We start from the raw sequence: 15,274 nt of genomic DNA, 5'->3' as shown, positions 1-15,274 counted from the left end.
TCATGAAACCATGAGCGTCCAATTCAACAAAGACAACGACGGCATCGTCACCCTCACGCTGGACATGCCGGGCCGTTCGATGAACGTGCTCAACGAGGAGCTGAGCAAGCCGCTGGCGGAAGCGATCGCCAGGATCGAGGGCGATGCCACGGTCAAGGGCGTGATCGTCACCTCCGGCAAGAAGGAATTCCTCGCCGGCGCCGACATCGAGAAGGTGTTCGCCATCACCGATCCGGCCGATGCCTTCAAGCTGGCCGAGGACTACAAGGGCTTCCTGCGCCGCCTGGAACTCTGCGGCCGTCCGGTGGTGGCCGCGCTCAACGGCACCGCGCTGGGCGGCGGCCTGGAGCTGGCGCTGGCCTGCCACTACCGCATCGCCATCGACGACCCGAAAGCCAAGTTCGGCCTGCCGGAAGTGAAGCTGGGCCTGCTGCCCGGCGGCGGCGGCACGCAGCGCCTGCCGCGCCTGATCGGCATCCAGGCCTCGCTGCCGCTGATGCTGGAAGGCAAGGAGCTGAAGGCCTCCGACGCGAAGAACGCCGGCATCATCCACGCTTTGGCCCGCGACCGCGAGGACATGATGGCGCAGGCGAAGGCCTGGTGCCTGGCCAACCCGAAGCCGGTGCAGCCCTGGGACGACAAGAAGTTCAAGTGGCCGGGCGGTGATGCCCGGTCGCCGGCCAACGGCCAGCTCTGGGCCATCGCCCCGTCCATGGCCAATGCCAAGACCCAGGGCAACTTCCCGGCGCCGATCAACATCATGGCCAGCGTGTTCGACGGCGGCATCACCGACTTCGACACCGGCTGCCGCAGCGAATCGCGCTACTTCGCCAACTGCGTCGTTTCGCAGGTGTCGAAGAACATGATCGGCTCGCTGTGGTTCCAGCTCAACGCCATCAACAAGGGCAGCTCGCGACCGGAAGGCGTGGAGCGCTCCACGGTGAAGAAGCTCGGCATCCTCGGCGCCGGCATGATGGGCGCGGGCATCGCCTACGTCTCGGCCAAGGTCGGCATCGAGGTGGTGCTGCTCGACACGACGCAGGACGCCGCCGACCGCGGCAAGGCCTACTCCACGGCCCTGCTCGACAAGGACATGAAGAAGGGCCGCCTGACCCAGGAGGGCAAGGACCAGTTCCTGGCGCGCATCAAGGCCACCACGAGCTACGACGACCTCAAGGGCTGCGACCTGATCATCGAGGCCGTGTTCGAGGACCGCGCGATCAAGGCCGACGTCACGAAGAAGGCCGAGGCGCAGCTGGCCAAGACCGCCGTGTTCGCCTCCAACACCTCGACGCTGCCGATCACCGGTCTCGCCGAGGCCAGCGAGCGGCCGAAGAACTTCATCGGCCTGCACTTCTTCTCGCCGGTGGACAAGATGCCGCTGGTGGAAATCATTGTCGGCAAGAAGACCAGCAAGGAGACGCTGGCGCGCGGCTTCGACTACGTGCAGCAGATCAGGAAGACGCCGATCGTGGTCAACGACTCTCGCGGCTTCTACACCTCGCGCTGCTTCGCCACCTACCCGATGGAGGGCATGACCCTGCTCGCCGAAGGCCAGCACCCGCGCTCCATCGAGATGGCCGGCTTGCAGGCCGGCATGCCGGTGGGTCCGCTGGCGGTGCAGGACGAGGTCTCGCTGTCGCTGTCGCTGCACGTGCTCACGCAGACCCGCAAGGACCTCGCCGCCGAAGGCAAGACCGCGAGCGAGCATCCCGGCGTCGCGGTGGTCGAGAAGATGGCGAAGACGCTCGATCGCCAGGGCAAGAAGGCCGGCAAGGGCTTCTACGAGTATCCGGAAGCTGGCCAGAAGACCTTGTGGAAGGGCCTCGCCGAGCAGTTCCCGCTGAAGGAGCAGTTGCCGCAGCAGGAGCTGATCGACCGCCTGCTGTATGCGCAGGCCAACGAAGCCGCAAAGTGCTACGAGGAAGGCGTCGTCACCGCCGTGGGCGACACCAACATCGGCTCGATCTTCGGCTGGGGCTTCGCGCCCCACCAGGGCGGCGCCCTGCAGTTCATCAACGCGACCGGACTGGCGCAGTTCGTGAAGCGTTCAAAGGAACTGGAAAAGAAGTACGGCGAGCGTTTCAGGCCGGCGAAGCTGCTGGTGAAGATGGCCAAGGAAGGCAAGCGCTTCGAATAGGCATGGACGCAGCACGCCCGCCCATGCAGGACGCTGGGCGGGCGTTCTGTTTTGCGGGCATCCGGCAATGATCGGAGTCCCAGGGATTTCCTGTTTGATCTGAGCGGTGGGAAGCTAGCCGCGCAGGTCGATGCAAGCCGCAGTGATGCTGTCTTCAAGCTGCGCCCCCACGGTCTCCGGCAGGTAGCGGGGCAGGTCGGCATAGGCGGCGAGACGCAGCGGGGCCAGTGCTTCGCCGCGAGCGTATTTCAGCAAGCCCTGGGTCAGTGCCGCCGGATCGCCGGCGGCGAACAGTCCGCCGTTGACGCCGTCGCGGATCAGTTCGCGCGGCCCACCCACCGCGGCGGCGATCACCGGCGTGCCCTGCGCAAAGCCCTCCAGCACCACGATGCCGAAGGGTTCGTCGCGCGAGGGCACGCAGAGCAGGTCGATCTGCCCGTAGAACTGCCGCGAGTCGGCAACCCAGCCGAGAAACTCCACCTGCTGCTCCAGGCCCAGGTCGTTACGGAGTTGTTGCAAGCTTTCGCGCAATTCGCCGTCGCCGCCGACCAGGGCCCTGGCCTGCAGGCCCTGGTCGAGGGCCAGCCGCAGGCCGCGCAGGAAGAGGTCGATGCCCTTCTTCGGCACCAGGCGCGCCAGCACGCCGATGGTCAGGGGCTGGTGCAGGGGACGCTGCGCCTGTTGCGGCAGGCCGATGAAGCGCGCGGGCAGCACGTTCGGCACGCGGTGGATGCGCGCCGGCGCAAAGCCGCGGGAAACATACAGCCGCTCCATCTCCGCGGTCAGCGCCAGCAGGTGCGTGCCGCCCATCAGGCGCGGGCTGGCGTTGTGCGTGATCGCGATCAGGGGCACATGCTTCGGCCGCAGCGGCACGAAGCGGCTCACCGACTTGGCACCATGTGCCACGATCGCGTCGGGCTGCAGTTGCCGCAGCAGCCGCCCCAGCCGTAGACGCAGCAGCAGGCGCGCCCAGCCCTGCGCCGGCACCGGATGAACCTGCAGCAGTCCGCCCCGCTCGCGGGCCAGCCGCTCGAGTTCGGCACGGCTTTTGGCATTCCCGGAGACCAGGCAATGCACGGCATGGCCGCGCGCGGTGAGCATCGTCGCGTGATCCAGGTAGGCGCGCTCCAGCCCGCCGAGGCCGCGCGAGAACATCACCTGCAGGATGATCATTCGAATGCGGGTCAGGGCGTCTTCATGCGCCCGAAGGCCGGATGCGACAGGCTGCCGAAGTACAGCCACTCGCCGCGCTGCTCCACGCTGGTGATCGGCGCGTAGGCCCCGGGACCGTCGTACTGCAGGTTCTGCACCACCTTGCCGTCCAGGTCCAGGGCCAGCGCGAAGGATTGCATCTTCGGCTTGGGCTGCGTCCATTCCGGCAGGCGCTCCACGATCCTGCGCAGGCCCGGGTAGGGCAGCAGGCGGTCCAGGTCTGGTGAGCGCGGGGCGTAGATCGCGACCCAGATGCGATCGCTGCCGTTGAAGCTGAGGTTGTCGGGGAAGCCCGGCAGGTTGTCGATCAGGACCTCCACGGTGCCGGCCTTCTCGCCCTTGAGCCACAGCCGGCTGACCTGGTAGCGCGCGGTCTCGTCGAACAGCAGGTAGTCCTCGTTGGGGCCCAGGGCCACGCCGTTGGGGAAGTACAGGCCGTCCTTCAGCACGGTGGTCTCGCCGGTCGAGCGGTCGTAGCGCAGCACGCGTCCGGTGCCGCCGTGTTCCAGCACGTCCTTCATCAGGTCGTGGATGCCGAAGCGCGCCGAGGCGTCGGAGAAGTACAGCGAGTTGCCGTCGGCCGAAACCTCGACGTCATCGACGAAACGGAAAGCCTTGCCGCCGGCCGAGGTCGACAACACCTTCATCTGGCCATTCTCGATCTGCACCAGGCCCTGGTCCGCGTCGGCGGCATAGAGCTCGCCGGCCGGCCCGATCGCGATGCCCAGCGGGCGCCCGCCGGTATTGCCCAGCTCCTCCAGCTTGCCCGTCCCGGGGTCCAGGCGGACGATGCGGCCGTCCAGGTATCCGGCATAGACCCGGCCTTCGCGGTCCAGGGCCACGCCTTCCGGACCGTTGCCGGCGCCCAGCGCCAGCTTCTGGATGCCCCGCAGGATGTCGTTGCGGGCGTAGACGCCTTCCAGGGCGGGGGCCTTGGCCGGGCGCCAGGCCTGGGGGTTGATCGGCGAGGGGGCCAGGGCGGCCCAGGCGACCAGGGCGAGCAGCACGAACGCGACCAGCAGCAGTTTTTTCATTTTTTGGGTCTCCTTCCCCGGAATGGTGTCGAATGTCGCCGATTCTGCGGCAAAGCCGCCCGGGACTGGTAATAAAAGCCCGGTTGTCTCCACGGCCCTGTCTCCGAAAGGGCCGCTTTGGCTACACTCGTCCCAGTGCTGCCCGGGCCCCGTTGCCCGAGGCCATAACGATCTATATCAGGGGAAAGAAAAATGACGACGAGGAACCCGGTCGAGATGCTGCTGCATTGGGAGCAGGAGCGGCCGACCCAGCCCTGGCTGTTCCAGCCGCTGCATGGCGAATGGCAGGGCATCACCTGGGGGCAGGCCGCCGCACAGGTGCGCTCCATCGCCACCGCGCTGAAGGCACGCTATGCCCCCGGTACCGCGATCGCGATCTCCGGCCGCAACACCGCCCACTGGTTCATGGCGGATCTGGCCATCGCCATGGCCGGCTGCATCAGCGTCGGCCTGTATCCCAAGCAGTCGGTCGATGCGGTGAAGTACATCCTCAGCCACTGCGAGGCCAAGGCACTGTTCGTCGGGCCCTCGATGGACCTGCAGGAATTCCTCGACGCGGTGCCGTCCGGCATCGACCAGATCACCTTCCCCTATCCGGACGTGCCCCAGGGCGCGCTGGCCTGGGACGCACTGGTCAAGGCCCATGAGCCGATGAGCGGCTACCAGCCGCCCGATCCCAAGGACCTGTGGACGCTGATCTACACCTCGGGCACCACCGGCAATCCCAAGGGCGTGATGATCACCGGCGAGAACCTCGCCTTCGCCGCCGCCGGCCTGATGAAGGCGATGCCGGCACGTGGCCAGGAGCGTTTCTTCTCCTACCTGCCGCTGGCGCATGCCTTCGAGCGCGGCGCGCTGGAAGTGGCCAGCATCTACTTCGGTGCCGAGGTCTACTTCCTCGAGAACATCGAGAAGCTGGCCGAGCAGCTCAAGGAAGTGGCGCCGACGCGCTTCTTCGGCGTGCCCCTGGTCTACGGCCGCATCCAGACCGGCGTGCTCAAGAAGATGCCGCAGCAGAAGCTCGACAAGCTGCTCAAGCTCCCGATCATCTCCGGCATCGTCAGGCGCAAGATCAAGCAGGGCGCCGGCCTGCACAACGCGCGCTACCTGTTCGTCGGCGCGGCACCGATGCCGATCCCGCTGCTGAACTGGTTCGAGAAGCTCGGCATCACCGTACTGCAGGGCTACGGCATGACCGAGAACAACATCTACGCCACCGCCAACCTGCCGGGTGCCAACCGCATCGGCTCGGTCGGCCGGCCGATGCCCGGCGCCAACATGAAGCTGTCGGACCAGGGCGAGATCCTGTTCAAGCACGCCGGCGTGATGGCCGGCTACTACAAGGAACCGGAAAAAACCAAGGAAACCTTCACCGAGGACGGCTGGCTGCGCACCGGCGACAAGGGCAAGGTCGATCCCGACGGCTACCTCTACATCACCGGCCGCGTGAAGGACATCTTCAAGACCCTGAAGGGCAAGTACGTCGCCCCGGGCCCGATCGAAGGCGCGATGGCGCGCAACACCGACATCGACCAGATGTGTTTCGTCGGCACCGGCCTGAAGCAGCCGATCATGGTGGTGACGCTGCTGCCGGACGCCTTGAAGAAACCGCGCGATGAAGTGGGCAAGCAGCTGGTCGCCGACATGGAAGAGGTCAACAAGACCCTGGAGCCGCACGAGGAGATCGCCAAGATCCTGGTGGTGAAGGAGACCTGGACCATCGACAACAACATGATGACGCCCACCATGAAGGTGAAGCGCAACGTGGTGGAAGACCGCTACATGCCGCTGATCCAGAAGGAAGCGGAGACGCGGAGCAAGCTGGCCTGGGAGGCGTAGAAGCCAGATAGTCGATAGTAGTTTGTAGATAGTAGTTGTCGAGCGCGCTGCTTTTTCTACTATCTACTATCTACCAACTACTATCCGCGCTGGAACAGCGCGCGCCCCCGCCGCTCCAGCCGCCGCTCCAGCGCCTTGCGCGGCGATTCGGTCGCGTGCTCCAGCAGTTCGCGCTGCTCCGGCCCCAGCTCCGGCCGCAGCGGCAGTTCGTGCAGGTCGTGGTGCTGCCCGAGCAGGTCGGTGAGTTCGGCCAGGCGCCTGGGCACCAGCTCCGGATTCAGCAGCGGCGCCAGCAGCTCCTGGATCGCCTCCAGCCGCTTGGCGCGCTTGCGCCACTCATGCATCGCCTCGGCATCGCCTGTCGCCGTGCGGCGGAAGGCCTTGCGGGCGCGCTTGTAGCTCTTGCGCTGGCCGCGGCGCAGGTCCGCCGGACCCAGGGCAGTGGCGGGCAGCGCCGCAATCAGGTCGCGGACTTCGCCCAGCGCCTTCTCCGCAGCGGCCAGCGCGGCGGCGGCAAGCTGCCGCTGTGCCTCGGCCTGGCTGTGCAATGCCCCGCCGAGCTGGCGCCAGGCCGGCGCCGGCAGCGTGCCCGGCCGCTCCAGCCCGTCGAAGGTGTCCAGCGCCACCGCCGCCTCCCGCGGCGCCGCCAGCGCACGCCCGGCATCGCGCAGCAGGCCGTTGATGTGCCGGGCGCGATGCCCGCGCGGCAGCGGCAAGTCGCGCAGCAGGCGGCTCCAGGCGCGCAGGCGCTTGCAGCTCTTGCGCGTCTCGTGAACGCCGCGCGCGTCGCCGCGGCGCAGCGCCGCCAGCGCCCGGTCCAGCTCGCTCAGCGCCGCGCCGCGCAGGGCGGCGTGGGGCGAGAGTTCCGGATCGAGCGCGAAGCCGGTCACCCCGCGTAGGTCCGGTCGAGGTAGTCCACGATCGCCGCCGACTCATACATCTCGGTCTGCGTATTCGGATCGATCAGGTACGGCACCTGCACGTGCCCGGTGCGCTCCAGCAGCGCCTTGCGGTTGCGGCTGGTGTCCTTCGGACCCTTGAACAGGCGGTCGCGGAAGGACGGTGGGCCCATGTCGCTCATGCGGGCCTTGCCGGTGTTGCGCAGCAGGTAGGGGATTTCCAGTTCGCACAGCACCTCGCGCGCCAGCCGCGAGTACGGGCTGGACTCGAAGCTGTACAGCTCCAGCGGCTTCTTCACCGGCTTGGACACGCGCATCTTCAGGCCGCGCGGTCCGCGCCAGGAGCGCGCCGCGGTGGCGGCCATGGCGCTGCCCACCATCAGGCGGCGGCGCAGGCCCGTGGCCTTGCGCACCGGGCCGCCGTAGGTCTTGCCGAGGTAGGCGACGATGTCGGCGGCCTCGTAGAGCCGCGCGCCGGTGTTGGGGTCCACCAGGAAGGGATACTGCTGCTTGCCGCCCAGGGTTTGGACCTTGGAGCGGAAGCGCTTTCCGTTCCTGGGGCAGGGATAGATCATCGCGTCCAGGTCCAGCTCGGTCAGCGCTTCGCGCACCAGGCGGCAATACGGGCAGGCCTCGAACTCGTAGAGCTCCAGCGGCTTGGGCGGCTGCCGCTCGGCGGGACGCTGCGTCATGCTGCCGCGCCAGGCGGCGAAGGTGCTGGCGAGGACCGAGGTACCGACTTCGAGCGTGCGCTTGATCATGGAGCCTGTGTTTTGCGGCGGAACACCGACAGGCGGTTGCCGATCGGGGAGACATTGTCGCCCAGGATGCCCTTCTCGGTAACCACGAGATCGGTCGGCGCGAACAGCGGCGGCCGGCCGACGCGCACCTGCGAGGGGAAGCTGAAGCTCAGCAGGCTGGTGCTGGAAGTCAGCGTGCCATCGGGGCCGATCAGCGCGATCTGGCTGGTGCCGAAGCCGGCCACCAGGAAGGAGTCGCCGACGATGCTGAAGTCGTCCGGCAGGCTCAGGAAGCTGGCGACCTGGCGCCCGGGGCCGGCGCTGCCGTCGGCCTGGATGTCGTAGGCGCGCAGCTCGGCCAGGCCGCCGAGGCCGGTGTTGCTGACGTAGATCGTGTTGTCCTTGCGCTGCACGCCGTTGGGGCCGAGCAGGCCCTCGCGTGTCCACAGGTCCTCGGCCACCACCTTCAGCGGATCGGCCGGGTCCAGCGTCACCCGGCGCAGCTGCGGGTTCGGCAGCGAGGTGGGCGAGAACGGGCCGTTGGCCATGAATAGCGTATGGCCCGGGCCGTCGCTGAGGCCGTTGGGCGCGGCGATGCCCAGGTCGTGGATCGCCTGCAGCTGCGGCTGCGCCGTGAGCCTGGCGGCGTAGAGTTTGCCGTCGAAGCAGTTGGCGTAAAGCGTGTTGCGCTGGATCGCCAGGCCGGTGAAGTTGCAGCTGCCGTCGTACAGGGCGGTGGCGGCCCACTCGTTGCCGCTGCGGGTGATCTCGTAGACGTTGGTGCCGCCGGAGACGAACAGGCGGCCGTCGGCGGAGAACAGCAGGTTCTCGGCGTCGGGGATGGTCAGCAACACGGTCTTCTCGCCGCAACTGCTGTCGACGCAGAGCGTCGCCGGGTCCACCGTGCCATTGCGGCCGTCATCGCTGCCGCCACTGCCGCTGTCGCCGCCGCAGGCCGCCAGCAACAGGGTCGCCGCCAGGGCCGGCCAGGTCCTCGTCCGCATGCCTCGTCTCCTCGGTTTTCTTTCTCGGAAATAAGAAAGGGGCGGCTCTATGGCCGCCCCTGTTCTTATACCGCTTCTGCCGACTCAGAGCATCTCGACCGCCAGCGCCACGGCCTCGCCGCCGCCGATGCACAGCGTGGCCACGCCGCGCTTGCCGCCGGTCTTCTTGAGGGCACCGATCAGGGTGGTGAGGATGCGTGCGCCGCTGGCGCCGATCGGGTGACCCAGGGCACAGGCGCCGCCGTGGATGTTGACCTTGTCGTGCGGCAGGTTGTGTTCCTTCATCGCCGCCATGGTGACCACGGCGAAGGCTTCGTTGATCTCCCAGAGATCCACGTCGCCGGCTTTCCAGCCGGTCTTGGCCAGCAGCTTGGCGATACCCTGCACCGGGGCGGTGGTGAACTCTGCCGGCAGCTGCGAGTGGGTCGCATGGGCGACGATGCGCGCCAGCGGCGTGATGCCGCGCTTCGTGGCTTCCGCGCCACTCATCACCACCAGCGCCGCGGCGCCGTCGGAGATCGAGCTGGCATTGGCGGCGGTGATGGTGCCGTCCTTCTTGAAGGCCGGCTTCAGGCCCGGAATCTTGTCCGGGTTGGCCTTGTAAGGCTGCTCGTCGCGGCTGATCTTCTCGGGACCGGCCTTGCCGGCCACTTCCACCGGCACGATCTCGAAGTCGAAGGCGCCGCTCTCGCTGGCGGCCTTGGCCCGGCGCAGCGATTCGATCGCGAAAGCGTCCTGCTCCTGGCGGGTGAAGCTGTACTGGTCGACGCAGCGCTCGGCAAACACGCCCATGGCGGTGCGCTTCTCGTAGGCGTCTTCCAGGCCGTCGAGGGCCATGTGGTCGAGCAGTTCGCCGTGGCCGAAGCGGTAGCCGCCGCGCGCCTTGGTCAGCAGGTGGGGCGCATTGGTCATGCTCTCCATGCCGCCGGCGACGACGATCTCGGCGCTGCCGGCCTTGACCAGGTCATGGGCCAGCATCACCGCCTTGAGGCCGGAGCCGCAGACTTTGTTGATGGTGGTGGCGCCGGCGGCGTCCGGCAGGCCGGCGCCGCGCACGGCCTGGCGTGCCGGGGCTTGGCCCTGTCCGGCCGGCAGCACGCAGCCCATGATCACTTCCTGCACGTCGGCCGGCTGCAGGCCGCTGCGCTCGACGGCGGCCTTGATCGCGGTGGCACCGAGCTGCGCGGCGCTGACGGAAGTGAACATGCCCTGCATGCCACCCATCGGGGTGCGTACGGCGGCGGTGATGACGATGCTGTCCTGCTGGCTCATCGGGGTCCTGCGCTGTCTGGTTACGGGGCGTGCATTATCGCACCGCCGGAGACTTCCCGAGCCACCCCAGGGTTTCCCCCGTGTCGGGGCAAACCTACCCCCGGTTTTTTCGCGAACAAACCGCGATTCACCGCCCAGTGACCGTAAAATGACAGTTGGTTGACCGGGGTCCCGCCATGTCCAAGCTTGTCGAACAGATTGCGGAACTGCTGCAGCGCCAGGGCCAGCTGCTGGCCTGCGCCGAGTCCTGCACCGGCGGGCTCATTTCCAAGACCCTGACCGACCTGCCGGGCTCCTCCGCCTGGTTCGAGCGCGGCCTGGTGACCTATTCCAACCTGTCCAAGATCCAGCTGCTGGGGATTTCCCAGACGGTGGTGGCCCTGCACGGCGCGGTCAGCGACAAGACCGTGCGGGCGATGGGCGAGGGCCTGATCCGCCATACCCCGGCCGACTGGGGCATCGCCGTCAGCGGCGTTGCCGGCCCGGGCGGCGGCACGCGCGACAAGCCGGTGGGCACCGTCTGGATCGGCTGGTCGCGGCGCGTCCCGGGCCGCGGCGGCCTTGCGGAGGTGCCGGTGGACGTGCAGCATTTCCTCTTCGACGGCGACCGCGAGCAGATCCGCCGCAAGGCCCTGCGCGCCGCGCTCACCGGCCTGCTGAAACGACTCACGGATGCTTAAGCTGAACCGACTTTTCTTCGCCCTGTGGCCGGGCGAAGCCGAACGCCGCGCCTGCGACGAGGCGGCCCGTGAACTGCGCCTGAAGATGCAGCCCGGCGGCTACCTGTCCAGCCCCGAGCGCTACCACATCACCCTGCTGTTCCTGGGCGACACCGTCTCGCCGGAGTCGGAGGCGGCGGCGCTGCGCGCCGCGGCGAAGGTCAGGGCGGCGCCGTTCGCGCTGAACCTGGAGCTGGCGAGCAGCTTCCGTGCAAATCGCAAGATTCCCTGGTGGCTGGGGTCGCGCGAGACCCCGCCGGGCCTGACGCAGCTGTACGAGCGCATCAACGAGGCCATGCTGGCGGCGCGGGTGCTGCCGGAGCGCATGAAGTTCGTGCCGCATCTGACCGTGCTGCGCGACGCGCGCATCCCCCTGCCGGCGACGCCGATCCGGCCGGTCGCCTGGAACGTGGACGAGTTCGTGCTGCTGCGCAGCCGCCTGGACCAGAAGCCGATGAGCTACGAGATACTGGGGCGCTGGGCGCTGGACGGCACGGATGAGCCACCCGCGCCGGCGCAGCAGCAGTTGGGGCTTTTCTAGGGCTGATCGGGGGCCGAAAATGAAAAGAGCCCTGGCGGACTGCCCGCCAGGGCTCCTTGTGTTCCGTCTGCCTCAGGGAAGCTTGAAGTCCTCGAAGAAATCCCAGGCGGCAAGCGTGCCGCTGAAGTCCATCGCGGTGCGGCCCAGGGTGAGCTTGTTGAAGCGGGCCTGCGGCCAGGTGTGGCCGCCGCCGTTGATCACATACATCTCCACCGCACCGCCCGAGGCGCAGGAATCGTTGCGCAGGCGCTGCGTGGTGGTCTTGTCGTTCGGGTCCAGATCAGGCACCGCCGTCGTCACGACCGCGGCGGGGTTGCAGTTGTGGATGCCCATCCAGCGCTTCAGCGTATCGGGGCCGGACAGCAGCGCCCAGGCGCTGGTGCGCGAGTAATTCACTTCCAGGTCGTTGGTGCCCAGTATGAAGGTCATCGGCACCGCGCGGGAAGGATTGCAGCTGGCATTCAGGCCCTGGCGCATGCTGGCGACCACGGAGGCGCCGGCGGCGATCAGGTTGGGGCGCTCGCAGGCGAATCGGCTGGTCATGAAGCCGCCGTTGGACATGCCGGCCATGTAGACGCGCTTGGCGTCCAGGCCATGCTTGGCGACGCTCGACTGGATCACGGTGGCCAGGAAGCCAACGTCATCGACGCTCTGGTTGCTGGCGCCAGGATCGTCGTTCCACTTCTTGCTGACGCCCTCGGGCACGATCAGCCAGACGCCCAGGTCGCGCGCCAGGTCGCCGGCATAGGTCATGTTGGCGATGTCGGTACGCGTGCCGCCGTTGTAGGCCAGCAGCACCACGACCGGCGCCGGCGTGGCCGAGGCGGTCTTGGGCTTGATGAACAGCACCGTGCGCTGGCGACCCTGGTAGGTAAAGGTCTCCTCGAAGCTCTCGGTGTCCTCGGTGGGGTAGAGGTATTTGTGGTTCAGGTGCTCCAGCGACAGGCCCAGGCCGCGGCCCAGGCCTTCGGAGAGTCCGTCGCCGAGGCGGCCGAGTCCGCCGGACCAGCCGCCGATGATGGCGCCCAGGTCGAGATCGGCCGAAGCCGCTCCCGGCATGAAAGCGGTACAGCAAGCCAGCAAGGCAGCAGAAATCCGGCGCATGAACCCCATCCCTGAGAAAAACCGAACCATTGAATACTGAGTCGTATTGTAAGGCCTGGCGGCGATCGCCGCCGTGACGTGATATACGGTTTGTGTCGTCCCCAGCCGCCAGTTGCTGTGGGATAATTGCCTACGCCGATTTATCTACCAGCCCCCGAGCCCGAGAATCATGGATCCGAACCGCCAGAAAGCCCTAGAAGCCGCGTTGTCACAGATCGAGAAGCAGTTCGGCAAGGGCGCCATCATGAGGATGACGCCGGGCGAAGCCATCAAGGACGTCGAGGTCATTTCCACCGGTTCGCTGACGCTGGACATGGCGCTGGGCATCGGCGGCCTGCCGCGCGGCCGCGTGGTGGAGATCTATGGTCCTGAATCCTCGGGTAAAACCACGCTGACCCTGCATGCCGTGGCCGAGTGCCAGAAGGCCGGCGGCGTCGCCGCCTTCATCGACGCCGAGCATGCGCTGGACATCGCCTACGCCCAGAAGCTCGGCGTGAAGATCGACGAGCTGGTGATCTCGCAGCCGGACACCGGCGAGCAGGCGCTGGAAATCTGCGACATGCTGGTGCGCTCCAACAGCGTCGACATCATCGTCATCGACTCCGTCGCCGCCCTGGTGCCCAAGGCCGAAATCGAAGGCGAGATGGGCGATTCCAGCGTCGGCGTGCAGGCGCGCCTGATGTCGCAGGCGCTGCGCAAGCTCACCGGCAACATCTCGCGCTCCAAGTGCATGGTCGTCTTCATCAACCAGATCCGCATGAAGATCGGCGTGATGTACGGCTCGCCGGAAACCACCACCGGCGGCAACGCGCTGAAGTTCTATTCCTCGGTGCGCCTGGATATCCGCCGCACCGGTGCGATCAAGAAGGGCGAAGAGGTCATCGGCAACGAGACCCGTGTCAAGGTCGTCAAGAACAAGATGGCGCCGCCGTTCCGCGAAGCCCACTTCGAGATCCTCTACAACGAGGGCATCTCCAAGCTCGGCGAGCTGATCGACCTGGGCGTGGACAACGGCCTGGTCGAGAAGTCCGGTGCCTGGTTCGCCTATGACGGCAACAAGATCGGCCAGGGCAAGGACAACGCGCGCACCTACCTGCGCGACAACCCCGAGATCGCCGCAAAGCTGGAAGCCTCGATCCGCGAGAAGCTGAATCCGTCGAAGGCAGCGATCGCTGTGGCCGCTTCGGCTGCTGCCGCCGCTCCGGCCAGCGGCAAGGCTGCCGCTACGGCCAAGTAAAGGCCCAGCGGGGCGCGGGGTGTGAAGCCACGCAAGCCGCTGACGGAACAGGGCGCCCGCGACTCTGCGTTGCGGGCGCTCGGCCGGCGGGAGCATTCCGCCGCCGAGCTGCAGGCCAAGCTGCAACGCCGCGGCCACGACGCCGACACCGCCTCCGAAGTGGTGGAGGGTCTTTCGGAACGCGGCTGGCAGTCCGATACCCGCTACGCCGAGATGCTGCTGCGCAACCGCGTGCAGCAGGGCTACGGCCGCCTGCGCATCCTGGCGGAGCTGGAAGCGGCGCGGGTCCCGCGTGACGAGATTTCAGCCGCGATGGCGGCGGCGGACTGCGACTGGACCGAGCTGGCGTGCGCGCTGCAGCGGCGCCGTTTCGGCGGCCCGCCTGCCGGCGCCGCCGAATGGCAGAAGCAGTACCGTTTCCTGGCCGGTCGCGGATTCGAGTCCGGCCCGATACGCGCCGCCCTCAAGGGCGGGGCGCAGGAACCGGAGTCGGACCCGGAATAGCTGGTGCCGGTGCCACCGGTGCCGGAAACAGCGGCGCCGACATGCGCGCCGCCAGCTTCTGGCGGATCTGCGGCATCGCCGCCAGCGCCGCCCGCTCGCCCTGCAGGATCGCCATCTGCTTGCTCTCGAAGTCGGTGGCGGTGATCTTCGCCAGCTCCGGCTTGATCACCACGTCGGCCTGCGGCAACTCCGCCGCACGAATGGTCTGGCCCATGATGTCGAAGGTGCGCAGCAGCACGTCGAGCTTGCCCTCGCTGGCGGTGCCGGCCGGCGGCGAGGAGACGTCCACCGCGATGATGAAGGTGGCGCCCATCTGGCGCGCGTAACGGATCGGCACCGGGCTGACCAGGCCGCCGTCGACATATTCGGCGCCACCGATGATGGTGGGCTGGAACACGCCGGGCACCGAGGACGAGGCGCGCACGGCCTGGCCGAGGTTGCCGCGCTGGAACAGCACGCCTTCGCCGGTGCTGAGCTTGGCGGCGACGCAGGCGAAGGGAATCTTCAGCTGCTCGATCGGCTTCTGTTTCACCGCGTTGTTGATGAAGTTCTGCAGCGCCTCGCCGCGGATCAGGCCATGGCCGAACATCGACCAGTCGGCCACCGTGGCGCGGTCCAGCGCGAAGGCCATTTCCTGCAGGTCGAAGCCGTTGAAGCCTGCCGAGTAGAGCGCGCCGGCGACGCTGCCGGCGCTGGTGCCGATCACCATGTCCGGTTTCAGGCCCTGGGCGTCGAGCATCTTCAGCACGCCGACGTGGGCGAAGCCGCGCGCACCGCCGCCGCCGAGCACCAGCGCCACCTTGGGCGGCGGGGGCAGGGGAGGCGGCTGTTCCACCGGCGGCGGGGGCAGCGGTGCCGGTGCCGGCGTCTTGCAGCCGGCCAGCGAGAGGAGCAGGGCAAGGCCGAGGCCGCGCAACAGCATGGGGAGGGTGTTCATGGGCGGCTAGTTTATTCGGCCTTACGGCGTTTGTCGGCCATGCCAGGATGACAGCCGGCCGGCGGCCCGGCTGCTGCGTTTGGGTGAGTTTC

General features: G+C 67.7%; 14 protein-coding genes. 6 read left to right on the top strand and 8 right to left on the bottom strand.

The annotated features are described in order from the left end of the window. Positions 1 to 10 precede the first annotated feature (10 nt). Entirely contained in the window at positions 11 to 2,140 is a 2,130-nt protein-coding gene (locus tag D0B54_RS16990) for a 3-hydroxyacyl-CoA dehydrogenase NAD-binding domain-containing protein (protein ID WP_117292455.1), read from the top strand. 114 nt (positions 2,141 to 2,254) lie between these two features. Here D0B54_RS16990 and D0B54_RS16985 read toward each other — a convergent pair whose 3' ends face one another. Together D0B54_RS16985 and D0B54_RS16980 are read right to left on the bottom strand one after the other, a co-directional pair. Continuing rightward, the gene (locus D0B54_RS16985) at positions 2,255 to 3,313 is read right to left on the bottom strand and encodes a glycosyltransferase (RefSeq protein ID WP_117292454.1); all 1,059 of its coding nucleotides are present in this window, start codon (positions 3,311 to 3,313) and stop codon (positions 2,255 to 2,257) included. A gap of 11 nt (positions 3,314 to 3,324) precedes the next feature. Next, the gene (locus D0B54_RS16980; protein WP_117292453.1) at positions 3,325 to 4,386 is read right to left on the bottom strand and encodes an SMP-30/gluconolactonase/LRE family protein; all 1,062 of its coding nucleotides are present in this window, start codon (positions 4,384 to 4,386) and stop codon (positions 3,325 to 3,327) included. Positions 4,387 to 4,578: 192 nt separating this feature from the next. Here D0B54_RS16980 and D0B54_RS16975 point away from each other — a divergent pair, with 192 nt between their 5' ends. Continuing rightward, positions 4,579 to 6,225, top strand: a complete 1,647-nt coding sequence (locus D0B54_RS16975; protein ID WP_117292452.1) for an AMP-binding protein — start codon at positions 4,579 to 4,581, stop codon at positions 6,223 to 6,225. An 80-nt stretch (positions 6,226 to 6,305) separates the two neighbouring features. Here D0B54_RS16975 and D0B54_RS16970 read toward each other — a convergent pair whose 3' ends face one another. From D0B54_RS16970 to D0B54_RS16955, 4 genes are all read right to left on the bottom strand, one after another. Further along, positions 6,306 to 7,115, bottom strand: coding sequence for a CHAD domain-containing protein (locus D0B54_RS16970; protein WP_117292451.1), 810 nt, complete (start codon positions 7,113 to 7,115; stop codon positions 6,306 to 6,308). Further along, positions 7,112 to 7,885, bottom strand: coding sequence for a glutathione S-transferase N-terminal domain-containing protein (locus tag D0B54_RS16965; protein WP_117292450.1), 774 nt, complete (start codon positions 7,883 to 7,885; stop codon positions 7,112 to 7,114). Before D0B54_RS16965 ends, D0B54_RS16970 begins: the two co-directional genes overlap by 4 nt. Then, the gene (locus D0B54_RS16960) at positions 7,882 to 8,868 is read right to left on the bottom strand and encodes a hypothetical protein (protein ID WP_117292449.1); all 987 of its coding nucleotides are present in this window, start codon (positions 8,866 to 8,868) and stop codon (positions 7,882 to 7,884) included. Before D0B54_RS16960 ends, D0B54_RS16965 begins: the two co-directional genes overlap by 4 nt. Before the next feature lie 84 nt (positions 8,869 to 8,952). Beyond that, positions 8,953 to 10,140: an acetyl-CoA C-acyltransferase gene (locus tag D0B54_RS16955; RefSeq protein ID WP_117292448.1), complete on the bottom strand. Its 1,188-nt coding sequence runs from the start codon at positions 10,138 to 10,140 to the stop codon at positions 8,953 to 8,955. A gap of 176 nt (positions 10,141 to 10,316) precedes the next feature. Here D0B54_RS16955 and D0B54_RS16950 point away from each other — a divergent pair, with 176 nt between their 5' ends. Continuing rightward, complete coding sequence (locus D0B54_RS16950) at positions 10,317 to 10,820, top strand: CinA family protein (protein ID WP_117292447.1); 504 nt, start codon at positions 10,317 to 10,319, stop codon at positions 10,818 to 10,820. Beyond that, positions 10,813 to 11,400 carry an RNA 2',3'-cyclic phosphodiesterase gene (thpR, locus tag D0B54_RS16945; RefSeq protein WP_117292446.1) on the top strand — a complete coding sequence of 196 codons (588 nt, stop codon included), beginning with the start codon at positions 10,813 to 10,815 and terminating at the stop codon, positions 11,398 to 11,400. Before D0B54_RS16950 ends, thpR begins: the two co-directional genes overlap by 8 nt. A 72-nt stretch (positions 11,401 to 11,472) precedes the next feature. Here thpR and D0B54_RS16940 read toward each other — a convergent pair whose 3' ends face one another. Next, positions 11,473 to 12,504 carry an alpha/beta hydrolase family esterase gene (locus tag D0B54_RS16940; RefSeq protein ID WP_162932496.1) on the bottom strand — a complete coding sequence of 344 codons (1,032 nt, stop codon included), beginning with the start codon at positions 12,502 to 12,504 and terminating at the stop codon, positions 11,473 to 11,475. Positions 12,505 to 12,673: 169 nt separating this feature from the next. On the opposite strand from D0B54_RS16940, the gene recA reads away from it, so the two are divergent. Continuing rightward, positions 12,674 to 13,741, top strand: coding sequence for a recombinase RecA (gene recA / locus D0B54_RS16935; protein ID WP_117292444.1), 1,068 nt, complete (start codon positions 12,674 to 12,676; stop codon positions 13,739 to 13,741). A 21-nt stretch (positions 13,742 to 13,762) separates the two neighbouring features. After that, positions 13,763 to 14,245 (top strand): regulatory protein RecX, encoded by a 483-nt coding sequence (locus D0B54_RS16930; protein ID WP_240433455.1) that lies wholly within the window; start codon positions 13,763 to 13,765, stop codon positions 14,243 to 14,245. Here the strand turns inward: D0B54_RS16930 and D0B54_RS16925 are convergent. Further along, on the bottom strand, positions 14,205 to 15,182 hold the full coding sequence (locus D0B54_RS16925) for a patatin-like phospholipase family protein (protein ID WP_240433454.1): 978 nt from the start codon (positions 15,180 to 15,182) through the stop codon (positions 14,205 to 14,207). The genes D0B54_RS16930 and D0B54_RS16925 overlap by 41 nt on opposite strands. Positions 15,183 to 15,274: the final 92 nt, after the last annotated feature.

It is taken from the genome of Solimonas sp. K1W22B-7, assembly GCF_003428335.1.
GTDB lineage: Bacteria > Pseudomonadota > Gammaproteobacteria > Nevskiales > Nevskiaceae > Solimonas_A.
The sequence above is the reverse complement of the archived record's forward strand: the minus strand, read 5'-3'. Positions and strand labels throughout refer to the sequence as shown.